The sequence below is a fragment of the Okeania sp. SIO2F5 genome (assembly GCF_010692685.1).
In the GTDB taxonomy this organism is placed as follows: domain Bacteria; phylum Cyanobacteriota; class Cyanobacteriia; order Cyanobacteriales; family Microcoleaceae; genus Okeania; species Okeania hirsuta.
Genome location: NZ_JAAHGU010000042.1, coordinates 25,325 through 50,507, shown reverse-complemented (window position 1 = coordinate 50,507; position 25,183 = coordinate 25,325). Strand labels below are relative to the sequence as shown.

General features: G+C 36.2%; 20 protein-coding genes. 11 read left to right on the top strand and 9 right to left on the bottom strand.

Annotation, left to right across the window (positions count from 1 at the left end; translation table 11 throughout):
* Positions 1-497: 497 nt before the first annotated feature.
* A complete protein-coding gene (locus F6K27_RS15535; RefSeq protein WP_287277341.1) occupies positions 498-1,940 on the bottom strand; it encodes a sodium:alanine symporter family protein in 1,443 nt (480 codons plus the stop codon).
* 426 nt (positions 1,941-2,366) lie between these two features.
* On the bottom strand, positions 2,367-3,989 hold the full coding sequence (locus tag F6K27_RS15530; RefSeq protein ID WP_287277339.1) for a DUF3352 domain-containing protein: 1,623 nt from the start codon (positions 3,987-3,989) through the stop codon (positions 2,367-2,369).
* A 645-nt stretch (positions 3,990-4,634) separates the two neighbouring features.
* On the opposite strand from F6K27_RS15530, the gene F6K27_RS15525 reads away from it, so the two are divergent.
* Positions 4,635-5,558 carry a TIGR01777 family oxidoreductase gene (locus F6K27_RS15525; RefSeq protein WP_287277351.1) on the top strand — a complete coding sequence of 308 codons (924 nt, stop codon included), beginning with the start codon at positions 4,635-4,637 and terminating at the stop codon, positions 5,556-5,558.
* Positions 5,559-5,805: 247 nt separating this feature from the next.
* On the opposite strand, the gene F6K27_RS15520 is transcribed toward F6K27_RS15525, so the two are convergent.
* The 3 genes from F6K27_RS15520 to F6K27_RS15510 form a co-directional block, all read right to left on the bottom strand.
* Positions 5,806-6,024, bottom strand: coding sequence for a hypothetical protein (locus tag F6K27_RS15520; protein WP_124146484.1), 219 nt, complete (start codon positions 6,022-6,024; stop codon positions 5,806-5,808).
* Between the two features lie 977 nt (positions 6,025-7,001).
* Positions 7,002-7,424: a hypothetical protein gene (locus tag F6K27_RS15515; RefSeq protein WP_287277337.1), complete on the bottom strand. Its 423-nt coding sequence runs from the start codon at positions 7,422-7,424 to the stop codon at positions 7,002-7,004.
* A gap of 211 nt (positions 7,425-7,635) precedes the next feature.
* A complete protein-coding gene (locus F6K27_RS15510; RefSeq protein WP_287277335.1) occupies positions 7,636-7,992 on the bottom strand; it encodes an iron-sulfur cluster assembly accessory protein in 357 nt (118 codons plus the stop codon).
* 451 nt (positions 7,993-8,443) lie between these two features.
* Between F6K27_RS15510 and F6K27_RS15505 the strand changes: the two genes are divergently transcribed.
* From F6K27_RS15505 to F6K27_RS15490, 4 genes are all read left to right on the top strand, one after another.
* On the top strand, positions 8,444-10,078 hold the full coding sequence (locus tag F6K27_RS15505) for a DUF6930 domain-containing protein (protein ID WP_124146487.1): 1,635 nt from the start codon (positions 8,444-8,446) through the stop codon (positions 10,076-10,078).
* 94 nt (positions 10,079-10,172) lie between these two features.
* The gene (locus tag F6K27_RS15500) at positions 10,173-10,463 is read left to right on the top strand and encodes a lectin MOA-related protein (RefSeq protein ID WP_287277349.1); all 291 of its coding nucleotides are present in this window, start codon (positions 10,173-10,175) and stop codon (positions 10,461-10,463) included.
* 271 nt (positions 10,464-10,734) lie between these two features.
* Positions 10,735-12,204, top strand: coding sequence for a 9,9'-di-cis-zeta-carotene desaturase (gene zds / locus F6K27_RS15495; RefSeq protein WP_287277334.1), 1,470 nt, complete (start codon positions 10,735-10,737; stop codon positions 12,202-12,204).
* An 879-nt stretch (positions 12,205-13,083) separates the two neighbouring features.
* Positions 13,084-13,542, top strand: a complete 459-nt coding sequence (locus F6K27_RS15490; protein WP_287277332.1) for an SRPBCC family protein — start codon at positions 13,084-13,086, stop codon at positions 13,540-13,542.
* Positions 13,543-14,536: 994 nt separating this feature from the next.
* Here the strand turns inward: F6K27_RS15490 and F6K27_RS15485 are convergent.
* The 3 genes from F6K27_RS15485 to F6K27_RS15475 form a co-directional block, all read right to left on the bottom strand.
* Positions 14,537-14,770, bottom strand: a complete 234-nt coding sequence (locus F6K27_RS15485; protein WP_124146492.1) for a 2Fe-2S iron-sulfur cluster-binding protein — start codon at positions 14,768-14,770, stop codon at positions 14,537-14,539.
* Positions 14,771-14,829: 59 nt separating this feature from the next.
* Positions 14,830-16,296 (bottom strand): cobyric acid synthase CobQ, encoded by a 1,467-nt coding sequence (gene cobQ / locus F6K27_RS15480; RefSeq protein ID WP_124146493.1) that lies wholly within the window; start codon positions 16,294-16,296, stop codon positions 14,830-14,832.
* Positions 16,297-16,937: 641 nt separating this feature from the next.
* On the bottom strand, positions 16,938-17,345 hold the full coding sequence (locus F6K27_RS15475; RefSeq protein WP_287277330.1) for an Npun_F0494 family protein: 408 nt from the start codon (positions 17,343-17,345) through the stop codon (positions 16,938-16,940).
* Positions 17,346-17,704: 359 nt separating this feature from the next.
* Here F6K27_RS15475 and F6K27_RS15470 point away from each other — a divergent pair, with 359 nt between their 5' ends.
* The 6 genes from F6K27_RS15470 to F6K27_RS15445 all read left to right on the top strand — a co-directional run bounded on the left by F6K27_RS15470 (position 17,705) and on the right by F6K27_RS15445 (position 24,142).
* On the top strand, positions 17,705-18,145 hold the full coding sequence (locus F6K27_RS15470) for a peroxiredoxin (RefSeq protein WP_287241555.1): 441 nt from the start codon (positions 17,705-17,707) through the stop codon (positions 18,143-18,145).
* Positions 18,146-18,520: 375 nt separating this feature from the next.
* Entirely contained in the window at positions 18,521-18,661 is a 141-nt protein-coding gene (locus tag F6K27_RS15465; RefSeq protein WP_287277328.1) for a hypothetical protein, read from the top strand.
* A 562-nt stretch (positions 18,662-19,223) separates the two neighbouring features.
* On the top strand, positions 19,224-21,170 hold the full coding sequence (locus tag F6K27_RS15460) for a C39 family peptidase (RefSeq protein WP_287277327.1): 1,947 nt from the start codon (positions 19,224-19,226) through the stop codon (positions 21,168-21,170).
* A gap of 249 nt (positions 21,171-21,419) precedes the next feature.
* Positions 21,420-22,400 carry an alpha/beta hydrolase gene (locus F6K27_RS15455; RefSeq protein ID WP_287277325.1) on the top strand — a complete coding sequence of 327 codons (981 nt, stop codon included), beginning with the start codon at positions 21,420-21,422 and terminating at the stop codon, positions 22,398-22,400.
* Between the two features lie 100 nt (positions 22,401-22,500).
* A complete protein-coding gene (locus F6K27_RS15450; RefSeq protein WP_287277323.1) occupies positions 22,501-23,418 on the top strand; it encodes an AraC family transcriptional regulator in 918 nt (305 codons plus the stop codon).
* A 115-nt stretch (positions 23,419-23,533) separates the two neighbouring features.
* Entirely contained in the window at positions 23,534-24,142 is a 609-nt protein-coding gene (locus tag F6K27_RS15445) for a hypothetical protein (RefSeq protein ID WP_287277321.1), read from the top strand.
* A gap of 266 nt (positions 24,143-24,408) precedes the next feature.
* Here F6K27_RS15445 and plsY read toward each other — a convergent pair whose 3' ends face one another.
* Positions 24,409-25,083 carry a glycerol-3-phosphate 1-O-acyltransferase PlsY gene (gene plsY / locus F6K27_RS15440; RefSeq protein WP_287277319.1) on the bottom strand — a complete coding sequence of 225 codons (675 nt, stop codon included), beginning with the start codon at positions 25,081-25,083 and terminating at the stop codon, positions 24,409-24,411.
* Positions 25,084-25,183 lie beyond the last annotated feature (100 nt).

The following is a 25,183-nucleotide window of genomic DNA, read 5'->3' as shown; positions in this document are numbered from 1 at the left end:
TAAGAGGGAAGATTTGGGGAGAGATAATACAAAAAATTCAACACTCCTTCAACTGAATTTTCCTCAAAATTAATGCGCGAAAAGACTTGACTACCATAATTATATAGATCTCAAATGGGTTCTATAGCGCTTTTCACATAGATAGACTACAGTTAGTATGGGCAACCCAAAAGCATTGATTTTTCTACTCCCTCTCTTTGTGCGCGTTCCCTCTCTTAGTCAACATTCCCTCTCTTGGTCAGCATTCCCTTGCTACTAACTTCGTCGCGGGGTCGCACCGCTACTCCCTACCCAAAAATAATTTTGTGGTCTACTTAAATCAATTGCCCTGTAATTGTTATAGCGCTACGCATTAAGGTGTTTGACATTAATAGAAGCTGAAGCCGTTTTGTATTCCCCTGTTGCCTATTGCCTCTCTTGGTGCCCATTCCCTTGCTACTAACTTGGTCGCGGGGTCGCACCGCTGTTGCCTGTTGCCTTGCGCGTAGCGCTATTTCTCACCCAATAACTTTTGAAGGAGATTCATTGAACATTTCTCCTGCTTGTAAACGCTTCATATAACTTGCTTGGTCTGTTGCCACTTTACCACAGAGAAAATAAGCACCAAGCAAACTCGGAAAAGCAAGAGTTATTTTCATAGCATCACTAAACTCAATGACTGCTTCTGGGTTAGTAACCGTACCGACAAAGATACCTACTAAGAACAAGATTTTATAGATAATCACACCTCGGTTTCCAAATAAATATTGCCAGCAAACTTGACCATAGTAACTACTAGAAATCATCGTAGAAAAAGCAAACAAAATTATACAAATTGTCAAAATAGCAGGAAACCAGTCAATCACAGTAGTAAAGGCGGCTAAAGTTAGCTCTGAACCGTTGAGAGTCGCAAATTCAGGATTATTGTAAACGCCAGTAATAATAACTACTAAAGCGGTCATATTACAGATAATGACAGTATCAATAAATGGTTCTAGCATTGCTACAATACCTTCTCGAACAGGTTCATCTGTCTTTGCCGTAGCATGAGCGATCGCTGCCAAACCCAATCCTGCTTCATTAGAAAAAGCTGCACGGCGAATCCCTTGTATTAGCGCTCCCACAAAACCCCCTGCCATAGCTTGGGGAGCAAAAGCGCTATGAATTATAGTAGAAATTGCGTGAGGAATAGCAGTAAAGTTAGCTAAAATCACCCATGAACCTGCCAGAAAGTAAACGCCACACATTGTCGGTACAATGGCAGCAGCTACTCCAGCAATACGTTGAATACCACCTACTATTACTAACCCCACTATTAATACTAAAATTAATCCATAAACCCAGCTTCGTTGAGCAAAAAAAGGTATCACATTAGCAACAACTACTTGAGACTGGTTAGACTGAAATATGCTGGAACTACCCAAGACAGCAAAGATATTGAACAATGCAAACATTCCACCTAAAAATTGACCTAATTTTTTTTGTCCTAAGTCAGCTAAACCCATTGATATATAATACATTGGCCCTCCAATGCTTGTACCATCTGGGTTAACTACACGATATTTTTGTGCCAAAGTACATTCAACAAACTTTGTACTCATGCCTAACAACCCTGCGATCGTCATCCAAAAAGCTGCGCCTGGTCCGCCAAAGCTAATAGCAATAGCAACTCCAGCAATATTTCCTAGCCCCACAGTTCCAGATAAAGCAGTTGCCATAGCTTGAAAATGAGAGACTTCACCCTCATCATTAGGGTCATCGTATTTTCCCCAAATAACATCTATTGCGTGTTTAAAAGCTCGAATATTAATAAACTGCATTCGGAGAGTAAAAAAGAGACTGCCACTAATTAGCCAAAGTACAATAAGTGGTATCCCTTGGTCGCCACCAATACGATAAAAAATGATAGCATCTATATTTTTTAATAATTGAGAAAAAGTAACAGAAATCCAATCTAACATTTGGTTAGTAGTTCCTAATAATATTTAATACCATATTATACCAAGTAGTATATTTTTTGATTATATTTATTTTAACGACGAAATAATAGTTGTTTTTGTCAAATTTAACTGTAAAAAACAAATAGTTTTCAATCGTTTTCAGCCGATAATTAAGGTAAATTGAAATCTACTTTTGCCAATTCCAAATTTTATTGCCATATCCATAAATAGATGATATGGATGAACAGTATAAAATTTATAAATTACTACTATCTACAAAGTTGGCAAATCTATACAAAAAGAATCATTACCTGAATTAAAATCAGGCTTGAAGTCCGATTTTTCTGTTAGAAAAAATCTACTTTTAAGGTTTTACTCACTTAATCGCTTTTGATAATTTGGGTGCGTTACGCTATCGCTAACAGCACCCTACAAACTACAAACTGACTACTTTTTCTGCAACACCCACAAAATTTCCATCTCATTCGTCAACTCATCCGACCAACTCGCCGTCACCCCAATACCACGAATTGAACTCAAAACAACCTTCATATCCCGTGGTATCATCAGATTCACAAACGGATAACGATTCGCCCAAACCATCATCTGCTCCATATTCAAATAAAAATACCCCTGATTCGATGTTGGTAAAGACCCCACGACTTCCTCAAAATCATCACTCCCAATTAAACCACGATCTGGCATAGTCATCATCACCTCTATCAACGGTTCACCAAGTGCCACAAACAAAGAATCATCATCCAACCACCCATACCCCAAAAAACTACCAATACCAACCATCTGCCACTCCGTCACCGATATCTCTCCCACCTGTTTTTCCTTCAACGACACACCTGGTTTTTCCATCGCTACTCTATTTAACTTTCTCAACATCACATTAGCAGCAAAGCGATCGCTAGTCTCCAAAATCATCGCTCCACCAACGCCAGTCTGTACCAATATTCCTTCATTTGACCCAATTAAACCTATAGCAAACTCCCCATCCATCCAACCAAACACTTCTCGATCTACATCCAAATCTAAATCTTGAAACGTCTTCCTCACCATCTCCAACAGATCCTGCAAATCTTCACTACCCTGCGCTTGCGCCACAAACTGCGACCAAGCTAAACTAATATTCTTCCCACTGACCGACATCATCGTCTCCGCTGGAAACCGTTGCAAAACCTCACCCGATGCTGTTTCAGTCTGCTCTGGAGGCAAGGGAGAATTCAACTTAGTCACTGTCCGCAAGCGCAAACCAGCATCATCCACTCCTATTCCCATCACCACAGAATTTATTTTTTCCAACTGCACTAAACTTGCAGTAGACAACTGTTCATTCTCCGGTAAATCATCAGTAAATGCTTTCATCAACTCACTATAATTAGGAATAAAAATAGTAGCGAGGGCATTTTCCACCCCCGCACTCTGCTGTAAACTTTCAGTAGCATTTTCTTGCATCGCCAAAGAAACCTCACCCTGAAACGTATCAATAGCATCTTCCACTACTGCTGCAACGGTCGCGATCGCTAAATAATCTCCCAAAATTGCCAAATTAAAAGTTTTCCCACTCTCATCAGTAACTTCCCGAATAGTCACCCCCTGATATTCCTTCTCAATAACTTGATTTTCCTCATCTCCTTTTAATTTATTGGCAAATTTCCAAACCTCTAACTTATTTTTAATTCCCACCAACATCAAAATATTCACCGGATCGGTATCTTCCCCTGACTCAGCGGGAACAAAAGCAAACATTATTCCTCCCAACCAAGGTTGAATGTCTTTTTCCCAATCAATATTAGCTTCTGCTAAATTTTCCTGCTGAAATTCTGCATAACTCTGGCTAATTAATTTTCTGGTTTCGGGAGTACCAAATTGTTGTAATTTATTTAAAGCTTGTTGATTAGGATGAATAAAACTGGCCATAATTGCCGATTCAGGTACTATTTGGGCGCTGTTCAGAGGGTTGGAGACTTTCGCGGCCACATTTCTCAAGTAAAGATAGGTAGCAATACTGACTGCTGTAATGATGGTTGCACCAGCAATTAGAAAGTGTGATTTTTTCATAGAATTTTTTTTATAATTTAATATCTACTAGGTAAGTATAAGTAGAAGTAGGTAGACAAAATTCTTTTTAACATCCACTACCCGTTTATATTTTCTCTTTCCTGTTTTCTACCTGTAACAAATATTAAATTAATTTTGCAGACTAGGTAGGGTAGGTTGGTTGGCTTGAAAAATAAAACTCAACATTATTTAATTTATAGGTTTTGATTGGGTTTCCCTGGTGCTTGACCCAAGCTACTATATTGTGGGCAAAGTTTTTTAGTATCAGTCTAGTAGGTTGGGTTGAAGAATTGAAACCCAACATTATTTGGGTTGGGTTTATCCTGTGGATAAGCTGCGCTAACGCTGGTACTTGACCCAACCTACTAAGCTAAGAATCATTAGACATCTCGAGAAAAGAGGGAGTAGGGAGTACAGAGCAAGAAGTAGGGAGAAATAATTGATGATTTATGTGGGATAATTGATGTTATTTTTTATTATTGGAGATGTGTATTTAGATTCTATATTCCCTGTTCCCTGTTCCCTGTTCCCTATTCCCTATTCACTATTCCCTTTGACAAAAATTGGGTATATGGTTTAAATGCAAAACAGCTTATATGATGTCTTACAAGGATAAATTAAGTATTGTGGGCAAATTTTTTAGTAATGAAAGTAGCTATTACAGGAGCAACAGGGTTTGTTGGCAGTCGCTTGGTAGAGCGTTTACATTCGGAAGGGGAACAAATATTAGTTTTGACCCGCAACCCGGAAAAAGCTAAACGAATTTTTCCTGACTCAGCCTACCCTAATTTAGAGATAGTTGCCTACCAACCAAAACAGTCTGGTGCTTGGCAAAAGTTTATAGATGGCTGCGATGGTGTGGTTAATCTGGCAGGAGCTGGTATTGCTGATGAGCGTTGGAATGCTAGTCGGAAGCAAGAAATTATGGACAGTCGCAAGGTAACTACGGAAAAATTGGTGGAGGCGATCGCTCAGGCTAATTCTAAACCATCGGTATTGGTCAGTGGGTCGGCTATTGGCTATTATGGTACGAGTGAAACCGTAACTTTTGATGAACATAGCAATAGTGGAAATGATTTTCTGGCGGAGGTTTGTCGAGCTTGGGAAACTGCAGCTGAACCTGTAAAAGATTTGGGGGTGAGGTTGGTTATTTTGCGGATTGGTATTGTACTCGGTATGGGGGGTACTGTCTCAAAAATGCTAACTCCGTTTAAGTTATTTGCTGGTGGGCCTATTGGTAGTGGTAAGCAATGGTTTTCTTGGGTACATATTGATGATTTGGTTGGTTTGATTTTACATTCTATGCGCCACCCGGAAATAGAAGGTAAATTCAATGCTACTTCTCCTAATCCTGTACGAATGGGAGAATTTTGTCAAGATTTAGGATTAGTTTTAAATCGACCTTCTTGGTTACCTGTACCTGATTTTGCCATTGAATTGTTATTAGGAGATGGTGCAGTGGTGGTATTGGAAGGTCAAAAAGTCTTACCAAAACAGACTCAAGCTTCTGGCTTTGAGTATCAATATTCAACTGTTAAGTCGGCTCTGAAAAATATTTTAGCTCCTTGACATACTCCCGGTGGTACGCTTAGGTGACACCACGGGATTCTTCAACTCAAAAAAGAGTTGCGGTTTATACAGAGGTGATGCCCTCCCCCTGTTTGTTTTCTATTGTAATATGGATGGCTATCATCCTGAGTCTCCCTTACAGGAAAGCGCGGGACTTTCCGTCATGGGAGTAAAAAAAAATTAAGCTGCCTTAAACTTAAAGGCAGCTCTATCAAATAATTTTTAAATCTATAGGTAGTTAAAATCTTTATTTCTGAGCAGTTGCGGATTCTTTGACTAATTCTTTAATTTGTTCCAAGTTATCTGGATCTACATAATGACATACTGCGTCATCTAGACAAATTAAAGCCCAGCCAGACTCATCTATGCTCATTAGTTTATAATCTCCTTGCTGTATAAAAAATCCTTTGTGATTACGAGTTTCTGGCTTTAAACTAACTTCTTTGTTGTTGTTATTAATTGTCATTGTATTTCAACTCCTTTGTATTATCTAAAAATTAGGTCTGGCTCTCTGATATAGAGATTTTTACTAAAGACTAAACAAGTTGTTAAATTTTCCCAGACTTGCTTATGTATATTAGGCACAGCCTCACACTCTAAAAATCTTTTTCTGAATTTATTTGTGCTTTAACTACCTATTCATTTTTTTTGCTTAGTGTATGTTATTGTTTTACTTTCAGCAATTTTTGTAGGTCATAATAGGCTATTAATTCAGACATTTTATCTGTGTTTTAGGATTGTACAGATAATTTCCCCTTATCCTCATTTATGCAGACAACTTTATGATATTATTTGAGTAAATATCTTGAGGAAGTCAACCTTTAACTTGAATTTTATATAATGCCAATATTAGCATTCTTCAAGTTTTCGCTAGATGATTTAGAGGTAGTTTGTAGAGCTAGATGCTCTATGTGGGATGTTCTCAATTTACAGCGATTAAGTAATCTCTTAAAGTTCTAAACATCATAACATTATTTTCTTGGATATTTCATAAAGTTTTTATATGAATTATTAAGTTTTTTTAATATACATATTTTAACTTCTTGAATAAGTGAAGAGTAGTTTAACTAGGAAAAGGAAAAAAAGATTTAATGTTGAGAATTTATGCGAGTTCTATATCTTTGAAAAATAGCTTTTAATGTTTTGCTTCATCTATACAGTTATCAGCTCAACTCAAAACTATTTATTATCATCCTTTAGTGGTTTATGGATGCTATAACACTGCTTTTTTATACTGTATAGTTTATCTTTGAAGAGTTTCATGTGGCTCATGACAAAGATATTAAAACCTGTCATAATTTGTGGCAATTTTCTGATGAATATATAGGGTAGGAAGTGTCCGAATCTACGCCTAACCAGACAGTTCAAATGCTGTGTATCAAGAGCGTTAGTTCTTGAGGGTAAAAAGCTCCACCCTCAAAGAAGTATGGTGGGATATTTCACTTAAATATCGAATAACCAACTCTTAACTCGACTTAAACTAGGCCAATCAGCTCTTCTCTCAAAACCATCCTGAATGTTACTTTTAATTTCCTCAAGCCAATCTGAGTCAGCCATAATCATTTGTTGTGCCCTTTCTACATGAGTTCTTACACCCTTTTCTCCAATTTCCAGCATTGCTAAAGCTAAATTAATTCTCCCTTGTGGATCGTCTGGATTAAGTTTAACTCCTGTCTTCGCTGCTTTGTAAGCTGATTTAGGTTTTTTCTCTAATAGATATAACCATGATAAACTTATCCAACTACTACTACTTTTAGGAGAACGATTTGTAATATCTTTAAATACTGGAATTAAAGTTTTTGGTTCTTCTCCAGCTTTATATCTTTCTAATCCTTCTTTATATAATTCTTCAGGTGTCTGAGTCATAATATTCGATATTTTCTACTTAAAAAAATTAATGACAATAAGTAAGTTTAAGATTGTACATTAATATACTCAATTTACATAGATAGGGGCACAATTAATACTGTACCCCTACTCTCCAGTTTGCCCATTATTAAGCAGTTGCATTTACAGAAGTTCTAGGAAAGACTAGACCTAGATAGCTTCTGACAAATATGATTTGATTTGATTAATTTTAGGCAGAAAAGGAACTACCACAGCCACAGGTTTGAGTTGCATTAGGATTACTAAATTGAAACCCACCCCCAATTAAAGCATTACTATAGTCGAGTACTAAACCGTAGAGATATAGAATACTCTTGCGATCGCAAACTACCTTAAATCCATCATAATCATAAACTTCATCATCTTCTCTAATAGTATTAGGGTCAGCAAAATCCATCGTGTAGGACATTCCAGAACATCCACCTTGACGCACTCCTACTCTGAGGCACAGGTCTTTTCCTTCTTTCTCTCTGAGATGATTAACCTGGGCTAAGGCAGCTTCGCTCATCATGATACCTTTTTGCTGAGACTGAGTAGCTTGTGTCATTTTTATTTCTAGCTCCTTGTACTATTGCTCTAAAATAGTAATTCCTTACTATTTATATATTCTATTTCATATTTATATTTCTAGATAAAGATTGTAACTATACTTTTTGAATAGTATCCTCAGTCAAAAATCATCATTTTTTTAAATCTGGCCTTATTGTGGTTTAATACCTTAATATATGGGTACCAAAAACTTAAAGACTGTCGCTAATAATGTTAAAATTATTAAAATTATAGATAGAGAGTTATATAGTAAGTCTATATATTTTTATGTTAATTATGATTCATCGCTCAATTGATCCGAGCAGTCATTAAGATAGTAGAAAATAAAATTCCCGTCACATTAGCAAAGCTGTATAGAGAAAAATGTATATCAAAGTACATTAAGAATATGGCTTAATGCAACAAGGAAAGAATATTTACCGATTGCTTCACTTTCACAGGCTTAGTCTATGGCAGCTCTTAATCCTTCAACAATTCGTAGGTTACAAAAATTACAACAAGTTCCAAGTGTGTGGGAAGGCGATCGTCGCCCTATATACTCAGACTCAAGCTCTAACCCAGAGTTAGAGTCAGAAACAACAAATGAATGTATTATTTGGGTCGATGGCTCCCATGGAATGGTACGAGCAATGGACATGGTGACGTCAGAAATTGGCCCAGAAGCAATTGTTCGGACACTGCTGCGAGCAATGGAAAATCCTCAAAGTCCAGCTCCAACAATTAGACCTCAAAAAATAGTAGTCAAAGACCGAGAAATTCAATTTTTTCTGAGGGGAGTTTTACAAGACCTAGGAATTACCATTGATTATGTCCCGGATTTACCTCTAATTGATGAAATATTTCAAGGACTACAGGAAGTAGCAGAAAATCGTCCTCCTAACTTACCTCCTGACTATGCGGAAGCTTTACTTGAAAAAGCATATCAAGTTTGGGACGATGCACCATGGGAAATATTAGGAGAACATCAAATTATTTCCATAGAACTTAATCAATGGGATATCAAAAATCTCTACATCTGCGTCTTAGGTAAGTTGGGTATGGATTATGGCATCTTACTATATCGTTCTTTAGATTCTCTCAAAAGGTTTCGGCAACGAGTAGCTTATGAAAAATCTTTTGAAAATTTAGAGGAAGCTTTTTTGGGACAAGATTGTTTGTTTGTCACTTACGATCACCTTCAAGAAGAAGAGGCAGATGATGAGAGTGAGAATATCGACCTCCAAAATTTATCTGCATCAGAAATTCAGCCCAATTTTGGTAATCTACATCCTTTAGAAGGTTTAAGGTCTGTTCTATATGAAGAGGAAGCAGTTACCACATTAGTGGCAATAGAAGCACTCCATCGTTTTTTACGCTCTTGTCGCAAAAAGATGACAGGTAATAAGTTTCCTAGTATCAATAGTCGCTACCGTATCCCTATACCAGAATCTGAACAAATAATTTCAGTCAAAGTGGCCACTATGCCAGAAGTGGCAGAAGAATTATATGAAATGGCTACCGAGGCCGATCTTGAAGGAGATGAAGAATTAGAAATTGAAATGCCCATGCTGAAGAATGATTTGGTCCCGGCCAATTCTTTCTTAAGTTTAGGAATGGTACCTTGGGATACAGTGGCATATCTACGAGACAATACTAAACTACACCAGGCAGCAGAAGTAGATCTTAAATTATTAGGAGAAGGTTTACCAATAGTTTTGATTCAAACTTCTCTGCCAAAAGCAACTAAATTGATAGATGATTTACAAGAAGCTCAAGGACTTCATGGTATCGGGTTTAATATAGGAGAAGATCCCATGGAAGAAACAAGCTACGATTTGGGCATATTTAAAACTTATGATGGTGTGCTTCATTTATTTGGTGAATTTGTGCAGAATGACCCAGTACACAAGAAAGCTAAACAAAAATGGGACAAGCGTTGCCAAGCTACTGATGGTTGGTGTGGTTTAATTATTGCCAGGGGTATTACAGGTGCTTCTCGTGGTCAACCAGATTTTAAGGATATGATGGCTTTGTTTGAAGTGCGCTTTCTCTCTACTAAAGAATTGGGGATAGGGCCATTACAATTAATGCCAATATCTTTGTGAAGAAGGAAGAAGAGATAACTAAGAAGAAGAGATAACTAATAAGTATGTGCCGAATGCCTTTAAGTAGGGAGATAAGTATAAAAATCAAGAAAAAATAAATTACTGTACTTTTGGGATGACAATATATCGTTTTGATTGTGATGATTTTGCTCTTTTGCTCAAGGCTGACTTTGCAAAAAATTCTTATCAAAGTAATAATTTAAATCATTCTCATGCCTTTGGAATTTTGTGGGGCAACTGGATAAATAATGGCGGTCATGCTATTAACTGGATGATTAATGAAGATTGTAAGTTGCGTCTTATAGAACCTCAAAACGATAATGTATTCTTTCCAAACGATCCAGATGGAGAACTATTCAGTCATATTTATTTTATGTTTTGCTAATGAAATAATTGATCAATTGTAATAGAGATTTTAAATAAATAGGTCGTTATATATGAATCAAAACAAATATATGACAACCTATTTCTGTAAGTAAGAATAAATGGTTGTGCGATCTTAATTAAATTATCTTTCCACAGGTCAAAAAGTAATATGCTAAGACTACAATTTCCCTACATTTCTTCAGAGCAAATTACTTTCTCGAAGCTCAAAAAAGTTTCTTAATTGGTATAATTATTAAGAATTGTAAAAAAAATGATAAAGGAAGTAAATAATGCGAGTCGCGATCGCAGGTGCAGGATTAGCAGGTATGGCCACAGCCGTCGAATTGGCCGATGCTGGACATCAAGTAGAAATATTTGAATCTCGCCCTTTTGTTGGGGGAAAAGTTGGTAGTTGGGTAGATGCGGATGGAAATCATGTAGAGATGGGTTTGCACGTTTTCTTTGGTTGCTACTACCAACTGTTTGAATTAATGAAAAAAGTAGGAGCTTTTGAGAATCTCCGCCTCAAAGAACATACTCACAATTTTATCAATAAGGGGGGCAAAACAGGTTCTCTAGATTTTCGTTTCCTGACGGGAGCGCCTTTTAATGGATTAAAAGCTTTTTTTACCACATCTCAATTATCTGCGCAAGATAAGTTACAAAATGCGATCGCCCTGGGCACCAGTCCAATAGTTAGAGGGTTGATAGATTTTGATGGGGCAATGAAAACTATTCGAGATTTGGATAAGGTAAGTTTTGGAGATTGGTTTCGTGGCCAAGGTGGCTCTGATGGTAGTATCAAAAGAATGTGGAATCCTATTGCTTATGCTCTGGGGTTTATTGATGCAGATAATATTTCTGCTCGATGTATGTTGACAATATTCCAATTATTTGCTGCAAAAACAGAAGCATCGGTGCTGCGGATGTTGGAGGGGTCTCCTTACGAATATCTCCACAAACCAATTGTTGAATATTTGGAGGCCAGGGGGACAAAAATTTATACTAGGAGACGAGTCAGAGAAATTCAGTTTATGGAGAATGATGGGGAAACTCGTGTCAGTGGGATAGTTGTCGCTAGTGGGGAGACTGAAGAAACTATTGCTGCTGATGCTTATGTGTTTGCCTGTGATGTACCGGGTATTCAGCGCATTTTGCCGGAAGCTTGGCGCAAATGGCCAGAGTTTGACAAAATCTATAAATTAGATGCAGTACCAGTAGCAACGGTACAGCTCAGGTTTGATGGTTGGGTGACAGAGTTACACGATAAAAACCAACGTCAGCAATTAGAGCGTGCTGCTGGTCTTGATAATTTACTTTATACTCCAGATGCGGACTTTTCCTGTTTTGCGGATTTAGCATTAACGAGTCCAGGAGATTATTATCGGCAAGGACAAGGTTCTTTATTACAGTTGGTGTTAACACCAGGAGACCCTTTTATCAAAGAGAATAATGAGGCGATCGCTCATCATGTCTTAAAGCAAGTCCATGAATTATTTCCTTCTTCACGGGAATTAAATATGACTTGGTATAGTGTGGTGAAATTGGCTCAGTCTTTGTATCGGGAAGCTCCTGGTATGGATTTATATCGCCCTAATCAACAAACACCAGTGCCTAACTTTTTTCTAGCAGGTAGTTATACCCAACAGGATTATATTGACAGTATGGAAGGAGCAACTATTTCTGGAAAGCAAGCTGCTCAGAAAATTTTGGCAAATGTGGAAAATATTTTGGGGCGAACTCCAGTTACCGCCAGCTAAAATCAAGTGTTTAAGAAGTAGTTAGTAGTTAAGAGAATAATATTTGGGTTGTTTGGGCAGTATTCCGGTAGGAAAAGTCAGTAGTTTCTGAAGGCAAAAGGCAACAGATAAATGTCTTAAATTTAATATGTAGCGCTATAGTATTATTTTGGGTTGAATATTAATAAACATCTCCAAAAATCAAAAATAAAAGCAATTTTTATCTATAAATTGTCAATTATTTATCCCTGTTCCTTGTTAAGAGTTCCCTGTTCCCTCTTTTGTGGAGATGTCTAATGATATAGCACGGGAAAGAGTTACTTAGGATATAGGCGTTGCATATTTGTGGGATGAATTGTATGCTTGGACAAAAAAGAAGTATGAAGTATTAAGGATGAGATTTTCCTGTTCAAAAAAGATTCATCCCTTGATTCAGCAACGCCTAGGATATAGGATGATTACCTTAGACTGTCCGATTTTTTTCCCAGTCTTGTTTGTTCCCTGCTATATATCTATATACATTAGATAATTGCTAATCAAGCTGACAGTAGACTACATTTTTAACAACAACTGGCAAAATTATCATACCAGTGTAGTTTCAGCACAACTACTGCCTACTAATTACTCAATATTGAATACATCTAAAACTATAGTGCTACACTATATTTGACTCTTTAGCGCTCAAAAATGCGTAAGTTTTAAAATGTAGCACTCGCCATTATTGTATTTGAGTAATGAAATAGCTGTTTGTGTAGCACTCTGCATAAGAAAAAACGGAACATCAATTATCAAATTTTTTCCTTCTACGATACAAGTAATTTTGCCTTTTAAAGTTTAAATATTTACTTTAAAAAATCGTTCTATATAATAATCAATTTAAAATAATTTAAAATATTACTTATGAGTAATTGGCTAGAACATAGCGTACAGATAGAGGTAGCTGCTCCAATTGATTTAGTGTGGAATCTTTGGTCAGATTTAGAACAAATGCCTCGATGGATGAAGTGGATAGAATCTGTTGAAGTTCTTAAAGATAATCCAGACTTATCCAAGTGGAAATTAGCTAGTGGTAATTTTGAGTTTAGCTGGCTTTCTCGAATTCAGAGAATAGTTACCCATCAAATTATTCAGTGGGAGTCTGTGGATGGTTTACCCAACCGAGGTGCAATCCGTTTTTATGACCGTCATGGTAGTAGTATCGTCAAGTTAACTGTAGCCTATGGAGTTCCTGGCTGGTTAATTAAGATTATGGATAATTTATTTTTAGGTAGGATGGTAGAATCTACTTTGATGGCAGATATGGAAAGATTTCGTGATTATGCTGTTGCTGTCAAGCAGAATGAAGAAGGAAAAAGTTGAAAAAGTTAACTATAATTATGGGTAATTGGTAATAGTTTAAGTAGTTTAAAATTTTATTTAATTCACATGAGATGAAAAGGCAAGCTGATGAGTTTTCCACCTTTTAAATCAATGAGATATAACAATTTTAAGAAAAAAAAATTGAAATCTCTGGCTAGAATTAACTATTTAAATCTAATTTAGTTAATATGTTTTTGCTTTTAAAGTTGGGTATTGATTTGGCTAAACCACAACCTAAGTCTGAAATGATTATGGATAATCTTCTAGTAAAATTTTAATTGTTGAATAATGAAATTATTTTAATTAAGGCAAAGAAAAAAGGATTGGAAATTTTAATTTCAACTTTTGAAGAAGTGCTTAAAGGTATAATACCAATTTTCAAAAATAATGTTAGGAATAATAAGTGCAATAAAAAAATTTTGCAGGAAATGTACCTTTGACAAAAAAGAGAATTTATGACCTAAAAACTGGTATTAAATCTATTCATTCTGACTCCTGACTCCTGACTTCCCCTCCCCTCCTGGGAGGGGTTAGGGGTGGGTTGACTTCTAAGAAGTACCCTACCTATTTGTAGCAAACATTTATAAAATTGGTATAACAGGAGGATTTAATGCTCAAATAGGTGCTGAAAGAGAGGAAGTTCAAGAATTACTTTTATTAAAAAAATACCTTGAGAAACTTTCGATTCTCAACAAAGTCAAATATCAACTATAAAAATCCCAATTGTCAGTCAAACAGCTTAAGAATATTAAAACAAATTTTAAACGAAGCTTGTAACGGCATTAAAATTTTAGATTTTGAAAACAAAATAGGAACAAGCAAAAATAAATTAAACTCTTTGCTGGATTTAAGTAGCAACTTATATAGTATCGATACAACAATAAATATAAGTCAAAGAGTTAAACTTCTATTAAGTAGCTAAATCAAATTAATTACTATTATTTATACCCCGTAATTTTTTACTAGAACCTACAACCTATCACCCAAATTAAGATTACCAGTCCATGTCTACAGACAGATTTATCGTCATTTTTTTCCGTCCTGGAGGAACTGCTGTAATACAAGCGCAAATAATTTGACCACCATCAATTTCAACTTCACAAGCATGACAAGAACCCATTAAACAACCTGTAGGAATAGTTACTCCAGCACGTTCAGCAACTTCTAGAATAGGTTCTCCTGACTCTGCCTCAACAGTAACATTATCTGGCAAGAAAAGTATTTCCATAATTAAGCAATAATTATTTGATTAACTGTTAGCTTATAGTGAATTTTAATCAGTAAATTTTAGTTAAATATCAACTTTAAATTTAAGTGACGATTAACTTGATCTGTAACTGAATCTAACATTATTTCTCTTTGTTCTCTATAGTTAGCAACACCAGTCGGCAGACCTTCGAGACCTCGTTTTTTACGCAAGAGATTTAACCAGGAACGACGCCAAGGACTATTATCAAAAATTCCATGTAAATAGTTACCCCAGACAGACTGATTATTATTAATAAATCCCAAATCACGATCATTAAATAAAGGATTTACCATATCTGGTTTTGTAATTTTGGTTCTACCTTGATGAATTTCATAACCGATTACTGGTAAATTAGCTAGAGGATAATTAGCAATAACTTGTCGCTGACGAGAAATTTTTTGAGCAGCAATTACAGTTTTGAGTGGTAGTAGTCCTAGTCCTTGATATTCTCCCTTTTGTCCTTCTAAACCCTGAGCATCAATTAAAACTTCACCAAGCATTTGAAAACCACCACAAATTCCCATAACTGTACCGCCAGCAGCTTGGTAATCCTTGAGAGCTGTTGCCATGCCACTTTTTTGTAATATTAATAAATCGCTAATAGTAGTTTTAGAACCAGGAATAATTACTGCATCAGGATAACCTAAATCATCATTAGGATTGAGATATTTAATCTTGACACTAGACTCTGCATCTAAAGGATCAAAATCAGTAAAATTAGAAATTCTTGGTAATTTAATAATTGCAATTATAATCTCAGTATTAGATTTAGTAGAACGTTGGTCTAAAAGACTTAAAGAATCTTCGGCAGGAAAGACTTCATCAATCCAGGGAATTACGCCAATTACAGGAATATTAGTTCTTTTTTCTAACCATTCAATACCTGAATCTAAAAGCGATCGCTGTCCTCTAAATTTATTAATTACAATCCCTTTAATTAAACTTCTTTCTTCTGGATCTAGCAGTTCTAGAGTACCAATAATATGAGCAAAAGCACCACCTCGATCTATATCAACTACTAAAATTGTAGTCGCATTCAAGTACTTGGCTACTCGCATATTAGTTAAATCTCGGTGCTTTAAATTAATTTCTGCTGGACTACCTGCTCCTTCACAGACTATAATGTCGAATTCCTGAGATAAAAGTTGTAAACATTCTTTAATAGCCTGCCAACCAATATTAAAATATTTCTGATAATAATCTATGGCTCCTACTGTATCTAATACTTTTCCTTTGAGGATAACTTGAGAAGTCATATTTCCTTGAGGTTTCAACAAAATAGGATTCATTTCTACTGCAGGTGTAACTCCTGCGGCCCAAGCTTGTACTGCCTGAGCATAACCTATCTCTCCACCACTAGATGTGACATAAGAGTTCAAAGCCATATTTTGTCCTTTGAAGGGGGATACTCTCCATCCACGACGTGATAAAATTCTACAGATAGCTGCAGTGATCAGAGATTTCCCCGCATGGGAGGTAGTTCCCACTACCATAATTGCTTTCATAGCTGTTTGTAATAAAGGAATTATAATTAAGATTTTTCTATCTGCAATCTAAAATATATATAGCTAGCTTTGTGTAATCTTTTACTATACCAATTTTATGTGAGGCTGCACAGAATTATGAAATTTATGAACAAGTCTTTCTTGAGCTACAGTCAACTCTGATTAAAATTTTTTCTATGGAACTTCTTATGAATTTGGTAAAATACTTGTATTTTTGGCGTTGGTGAGTCAAGCTATGAAACCTAAATTTAGCGAAATATAAAATGCTTTTCAGTTAATAGTTAGACAATTGCTATTAAAGCACAATCATAGCCACGCATCACCAACGCCGTATTTTTTTTACTTTACAAGCTGATAAAGTATATAAGCTTTCGAATAAGGTAGATAAGAAATTGAGAGAATATTTGGTGGTATATGAGGTACAAATATTAACTATAAAGTGCGGGCATCTTGCATACCATAGAACCTCACTGATATTAAACATATTGTAAGAGCAAAAGAAAAGCATTTTGAGCTATTAGCGCTTTTTTTTGAAGTTAATAATCTATATTCACTTAATTTCAGAATCTATAACTATAAAGTTGAGGTTTGACTAAAAAATTACGATCGAATTCTTCAAAACTTGAATATTTTTGGCCCATCTAAATAGGAAGTCGAAACCAACGATTAATTAAATTATAGAAGCGATCGCTCACAGAGGGTTGAGACCAACTTCCCTTTGGAGAATATTTTTTAACTAACTTATGGCCCAGAGGTGTGAGGCGAAAACCATCTGTAATACCCTGTCCATCAACTTCTCTCCTTAATACACCCACCTGAATGAGCCACATTAGATAATTTTCAGCAGCTAATTCTGATATAAGCGAACGAGTATAGGCATTTTTGAAGCCTATCTCTGATGCTATTGATTTTAATTCCACACTTCTATCCGACATTGTTACAAATAAGCTGATGTTAAACGGACTACAACTAAGCGCTATTTCCGCCCTTTTTTCAGTATTAGTAGGGTATTGGAGTGATATTAAGTTTGCAGATTTTATAGAGGCCATTGTTATTATTTTTTTTTATTAATTATACCATATAAGTAAGTTTTTTTATCTTGTTCATAATACAAATAATATTACATTAAAATAAGCTATACAAATAATACTTGATTTTTTTTTACTAAGTAGTTTAGAAAACAATTTATAGGGTAAGTAATGCTAAATCCGGTTTATAGAGCCTCACAATTGTAAAAATGCGGAGATAGGGTGTGGGGAAAATAAGGAAGAGGTTTAATCTTAGATTATATAAAATATTTTTGATAAGCGGATTTGGTATAAAAAGTTTTTCAAAGCACAAAATATCTTAAAATAACAGAAAGAAAACAAGGCCATACTGTAAACCTATTAAGGAGAAAACAAAATCTATGCCATTATCTGTTGGCACTAAAGCACCAGAATTCACTGTAAAAGATACCAACGGCAGCACCGTTTCCTTATCTGATTTTGCTGGCAAAACAGTTGTCCTATATTTTTATCCCAAAGATGATACTCCAGGTTGCACTAAAGAAGCTCAAAGCTTCCGAGATAACTATGCTGAATACCAAGGTAAAGATATGGTTGTTCTTGGTGTAAGCATGGATGATGAAGCTTCCCACAAAGCTTTCACTGAGAAATATGGTTTGCCTTTCCAACTATTGGCAGATGTTGATGGCGCTATCACAAAAGCTTATGATGTTGAAGGTGGTGGATATCCTAAGCGTGTCACCTATATTATTGACTCCACAGGGAACATTTCTCACGTCGATGAGAATGTGAAAACTGGTAGTCACGCTCAAGATATTTTAGAAGTTATCGGTGCAAAATAATTATAGCCAGGGAATAGGGAATAGGGAATAGAGAATAGGGAATAGGGAATAGGGAACAGTGGGAAAAACATTTCCCTGTCTTACGGTTTATGATCAGTCTATGTCCTCAGCAACCCATTCTTTGCTATAGTTTGTACTAGACATCTCCGATAATAAAAAATAAAATTGATTATCGCACAGAAACTATCAATTCTTCCCCTCCTGGGAGGGGTTAGGGGTGGGTTCCCTACTCCCTACTCCCTCTTTTCTGGAGATTTCTACTAATTTTCAGTATCTAATAAATTTTCCGAAAAATATTTTTTTACTCATCACCTGTAGAATTATCTACAGGTTTATTTGTTGTAGTAAATTTTAGTTTTAGAATAAATAGAAATTATGAGTAAAGATACCCTTTCCTATCTTGGTCCGACCGAATTTCTAGTTAATCAACCTACTATTATTACAAGTAAATTTAATCCCGAACAAATCCATAGTATTGCTCTATTAGCAGAAGATAAATACTTTGAATGTTACTAAAAATCTAGCTACAGGATGATGGCACATAATTTTAGAATCAGGGTTTAATACTTCAGGAAATCGTTGGTTACGACTGAAAGGAACGGATATAAATAATATTTTAGTTATTGAACAAACAATTAATATTACTGTTAATACTGAACCGAATATTTACCCATCATTAACATTAATTACCCTCACGAATACTGTCTTTCAAGAAAGATTAGAATATCTAGATAATTTAACTGCTCAAGAAAAAGCAAATCTATCAGCAGGTCAAACTTATCGACTGCTAAATTATCAGTTAGTAGATAACTATCTACAAGTTGAACTTGCAACACCTATTCCACTCATTGGCAAATTTGGCTATTTTAATTCTCAACAAGTACACTTATCTAAATGGGCAAAAATTCTCTACTTCAATCGTGCTAATTTACCTGAAGCACCCCCAGATAAAGCCTTACTATGGGTCAAAGAAAGAACTCAAATTAAACTTAAACCGGAACCTTATTCCCAACTAGCATCCAATGAACAAATAGAACTTTTTTCTGGAGAAACTTATGTTATCCAAGGTTATGCAAGTGTGGAAGATCATTTTCGAGTATCTTTAACTAAAGCTATCCCAGGTTTTGGCGATACAGGATATATCGATCCACAAAAAGTGGAAATTATCAGACAAGGGGAAACAGTAAAATATAATCAAACAGCGATCGCTCTGAAAACCCTCAACAATACCGTCATCAAAAAGCAACCAACAAACGAAGCATATTTAAAACCAGATGAAAAATTAATTCTGCAAAAAGGAATGGTTTATGGTGTCTCCAACTACACATACCAAAATAACCATACCAGAATATTACTCACAGAAAACCTACCCGACTTTGGTAACGAGGGGTACGTTTATCCAGATTTTGTGCAATTAACTGAAGCTAGTCAAGCTTTTGCTACTGCTGCCACACTCAAATTTTTAGGTCCTACAGAAGTTTTGGTGAATCAAAGCACAACTCTCCGGGGTACTTATGATCCTAGTCAAGGAAAAACTGTAACAGTGACTGCGGAAGATAAATATCCATTGCCAGTGAATCTTGACTCAGAGTCTGGTTTATGGGAAGTCAAATTAAGTAGAGGATTTAATACAGCGGGAACACGGTGGTTACGCTTACAAAATCTTGATAGCAAGGGAAATGTTGTTGATAGTAAAGTAATTAATATTTATGTAAGTTCAGAACCAATATCTGCGGGAAAAGATGTTAAGTTGAAACTTGTCAAGGATACTTTTTTTAAATTATATCCTATAGATAGTTCTAAGCTTAACGATCAACAAAAAGTTAGGGTTGACGCAGGAGAAATTTTTACTGTTGAAAAATATGGGTTAGTTGATGGGCATTTAAAAGTAGTATTGAGTAATGGGATATCACCGATAGGAAATTTTGGCTATTTTTATGAACCCTATGTTGAAATGACAAAAGGTTCTAAACTTCTACTATTTGATTTTACCGATGTTCCAGATACTTATATCAGCGCTAAAATATTAGTAGTTCAAAAAACTTTTATTAAGGGTAGTCCAGAAGATTCATCTCAACTTGATGATAATCAAAAAGCAGAATTATCTCTAGGTCAGACTTTGGCAATTACTGGTTACGCTTCCACTAAAGGACATTTTCGCGTAACTCTGCTGGAATCTATTCCTGGTTTTGGTAAAGTAGGATATATATATTGGCAGCACGTTAGAATCAAGAAACAAGAAGAGGAAATACTCTACGATCCTAATGCTATTACGATGACGGTTCGAGAAACTACCGTGATTAAAAAGCGACCTTTGTTTTCATTTTTGTTAGGTCGCTCAGAAAGGGTAACGTTACCTATTGGTCGGGTATACGGGGTGAATAGTTATGCTGTAGAGGGAAATCATCTCAAAGTTGCTTTGACTGAACAAAAGGGTGAATTTGGTAATACTGGTTATGTGTTTCCTAGTTACTTTTTGTTTAAACGTGGGAATAAATCTTTTAATCCCATTAGAAATAAAATAGAACTGAATGTACCCTATTTCTCTCAACGTGATAACCCTCGGTTTTATTGGTCTACTTGTAATGTGACATCGATCGCCATGATATTTGCTTATTATGGAGTACGGCCTTATTGGGGTGGGCAGTTAGAAGATGAGTTATTGGAATGGTGTTTTAATAATTATGGTCAGGGTTCAGAAACAGACCACAGTGTATTATCAGCTTTAATTCGTGCTTATGATTTTGAGACAAGTTTTAGTACTACCCGTGAGTGGTCTGAGGTAAAAAATGAGTTGAATAACCGTCGTCCAGTAGTTGTGGCAGGAGACTTTACTGCTAGCGGTCATATTTTGACAGCGATCGGATATAACTACAAGGGTTATATTGTTAACGATCCTTGGGGGAATGCTTTAACTGGTTATTCTGATACTGAAGGTACTCGTTTAACTTATCCTTATGATTACATGGATCGAGTTGCGGGTCCTAATGGAGGTGTTTGGGCGCATTTTATTCGGAAAAAGTAGTATAGCGCGTAGCGCTAGGGAATAGGCAATAGGCAATAGGGAATAGGAAGTCCAGTAGGGTGTGTTAGCAGTAGCGTAACTGAGCAAGACCCTACATCTATTGTCAGATCAGTGCCTAAGTCCTGTTCATTTAAAACATAAGTTGCAAAAATGTATCCAAATTCCGCAGTTTTGTTTATTTACTCATCTCAAATAACTCAATAACATAGTAAATGTAAGCAAACTTCAAACCTAATTGAACAGGACACCATGATGAAATTACAAAATTTAAAATCTGGAAAAAATGATATTACCTTTAAATCTCAAGGACTAAACCTTTCAGCTCACCTCTACACACCAGAAGGTTTTGATCCAAATGGTAGCTATCCCGCTATTGTCTTTTCGCCACCCTTTAACCAAGTGAAAGAGCAAACCGGAGCCGTTTACAGTCCTGAGCTTGCCAAACGCGGTTATGTAACTATCGTTTTTGATCATATCGGTTATGGCGACAGCGAAGGGGAAATTCGTAACAACGAAAATGCATTTGTGAAGATTGAAAGCATCCGCGATGCGGTTAGCTTCATGGGTACACTTCCCTTCGTTGACCGTGACAACCTCTTTGGCATCGGCGTTTGTGCGTCAGGCGGTTACATGGCTTTGACTGCCACGACAGATAAACGCTTGAAAGCGATTGCCTCTGTGTCCGGCATGATGGGCAATAAGGCTAGCTACTTTGAAGCGATGGATCGTGAGACTGTTACGGCCTTAATCGCTACACAGAATGCAGGGCGTCAAAAAGCCTATGAAACAGGCGTAGTCGAATATGTTGATGCGCTTGGCATGGGAGCAGAAGCGGAAGCGATAAAGAATGGAGCAACACCAAGTGAAGGTTATGATTATTACATGACCAAACGTGCTGGTGCGGAAACTTACCCCAACTACTCGCACCTGTCGCCATCCTTCATGCTTGAAGCTCCAATGCTGGCCGATGCGACAAGTTACGCACCTTACCTCTACACGCCATACATTGGCATCATTGGTGAAAAGGCGATGGAGCCTGCTAGTGGTGTTCTCATGACAGGACCACTAACAAAAACTTTCTTCGATAAAGCATCTGACCCGAAAGAGTTTGTTGAAATCGAAGGCGCATCCCATGTTGACCTGTACGACAGAGACGAATTTGTTTCTGGAGCCATTGACGCCATAGACAGGTTCTTCAAAAAGCATGGTGGCGCACAAGTCAAAGCCTAACTACAAGCAAGTCCCAGTGGTGGCCTAATGTGGCTAAATGAAGTGGATCGCCCATGCCTCCTCTAGGCAATCTACTTCAAAAAAGATAAGGTGATTTAATATGAATACAAAAAAGATACATTTCAGTAATTTGACGAAGTACCACAGCTTTTTAGGACTTCCAGATCCGGAGCATCCTTTGTTTTCTGTGGTAGGTATGTCGTCCAACAAGACAAATGATACAAAATGTGCCGATCGGGATATTACACTAAGCGGTGATTTTTATTCGGTATCACTCAAGCATATTACATCCGGCGAAATCTTTTACGGTCGCACAAAATATGACTGTAAAAACGGCACAATGATTTTCATGGCTCCGAAGCAGGAAGTGAAGGTTGTGGGGCTAAATGTAAAATCAACAGGCCGCACAATTGTTTTCCATGAGGATTTTATCCGTGGGTATTCGATCAAGGACGAAATCAAGAAATATAACTATTTCAGCTACGCAGTAAACGAAGCCCTACATTTGTCGCAAAAAGAGGAACAGATGATTTCAGGGTTGATTGATCAGATAGAATATGAATATCACAGCAACCAAGACGAATTCAGTAAAGAGCTTATTCTCTCACAGCTAGACACGTTGTTAAAATATGCCAATCGTTTCTATCACCGTCAGTTTTTGCATCGTAAAGAAAATAACTCTAATTTACTTGATAAATTCATTGATGAAGTTGAGCGTTATATGAATGAAGATCAGATTTATGGAAAAGCAATTCCAACAATTGAAGAAATTGCAAATAAACTGAACATGACTCCTCGTTACTTAAGCGATGCTCTAAAGGTAGAAACAGGCAAAACAGCTATAGAAAATCTTCATTTACATTTGCTTGATAAAGCAAAAGATTTATTGTTAGATTCTAATGCAACAGTAGCAACAGTAGCTTACGCTCTCGGCTTTGAATATCCTCAATATTTCTCACGATTATTCAAAAAGAAAACAGGTATAACACCAACCGAATACATAAAATCCTATAATTAATTAGATGAAACAGTCTACTACTTCTACTTATTTTTTTCCTCAAAAAATGGTTTTGTAAGATTTGTTTCTCAAATATGTATAATATCTAAAATTTCAAGCATTATTTAAGAATATTATGGAAGATTTACTAACAATAGAAACAGCAGCTAATTCAGTTATCAAAAATTCTCCGAATAAACCCTCTCCAGATTCTGTGGTTTCTGCACTTATTCAAATTGAAAAACAGTCAAAAAAACAAGACAAAAAGTACAATATTGAACAATTATCAGGCAATTGGCAATTATGTTTTATTACTGGTACGAAAAAAACTAGAAAACGAGCGGGTACTGTTCTGGGAGCTGGACGTTATATTCCGAATTGGGTAAAAATTACGCTCTCCTATTTTTCTCCTCTCAATACTTCTGAAACACCTGAGCAATTAGAAATAGGTAGAGTAGAAAATACCGTGGAATTTGCTGGTTTAAAACTATCTCTTTCTGGTCCGACAAAATTTATAGATAAAAAAAATATTTTGGCGTTTGATTTTACAAAAATTACAGTCAAGTTATTAGGAGTAAAACTCTATTCTGGATATATTCGAGGAGGTCAAGAAAGTGAAGATAAGTTTGCGACTGAAAGTGTGGGAAAGCAAGCTTTTTTTGCTTACTTTTTGATTCAAGAAAAATTTATTGCTGCTAGAGGTAGAGGTGGGGGGTTAGCTATCTGGGGAAAATTGAAAAATTAGAATTTCAACAATTAATTCAGAAGGAAGAAGGAAGAAAGTTTTAGTTATCTAGGAGATTAGTTATCTACAACATAAGAAAGAATCTTTGCGTTGTCTGAGTTTTAAGCTTTTGATCTTTTCTTTTGCAGGTTTAATACCCCACCGTTAACGGGAATGCTTAAATTTTTTTGGGGTTTGTAGACACTAAGTGGGGTGTCGAAGACTATCAATAAGCAATTTTCCCCTCTGCCTTCTGCCTTCTGCCTTCTGCCTTCTGCCTTCTTCAACTAAGATTCCGTTGACAACTTTTGCCCAATTCTAGGTTCCTTACCAGCTAAAAGTCGTTCAATATTGCTGCGGTGGCGCCAAATTACATACATACCACCAGTAATAGCAAATATTTCATAAGGTATTGGCTGACCTGTGAAAAACATTAATCCAGAAACAGAAATAGCCGCAATTATAGAACTCAGAGAAACAATACGACTAATAGCTAAAAATACAGCAAATACAGAAAGTGTTCCTAAACCGACAACCCAAGACATTGCTAACAAAATACCCAGACTAGAAGCAACTGATTTGCCTCCCTTAAAACCAATCCAAATAGACTTAGTATGGCCGAATATAGCTATTAGTCCTGCTAAGATTACCATCCATTCTTTTACTATATAAACATCAGGTATTCCAGCAGCAATAGTTAAGTTTTGCACAAACAAAAGAGAGTAAATATAGCGGACTAGAGCGATCGCTAATACCCCTTTTAAAATATCAATAATTAACACAACCAAAGCAGGCCATTTTCCAATGGATCTTAATACATTCGTCGCACCTGTAGAACCCGAACCTTGTTCGCGAATATCGATTCCGTAGAACCACGAACCTATCCAATAACCACTAGGAGTAGCACCCAATAAATAGGCAATAATTAATATTACCCCATTTAAGAATAACCAGCTAATCATTAAATTATTCCTTTTAAAAAGCATCAATAGGAGGGACAAATTTAGCATAACTAATTATTGCTTCTATATCCAGAATCCCTCAGAATTAGCTTTTCGCTTG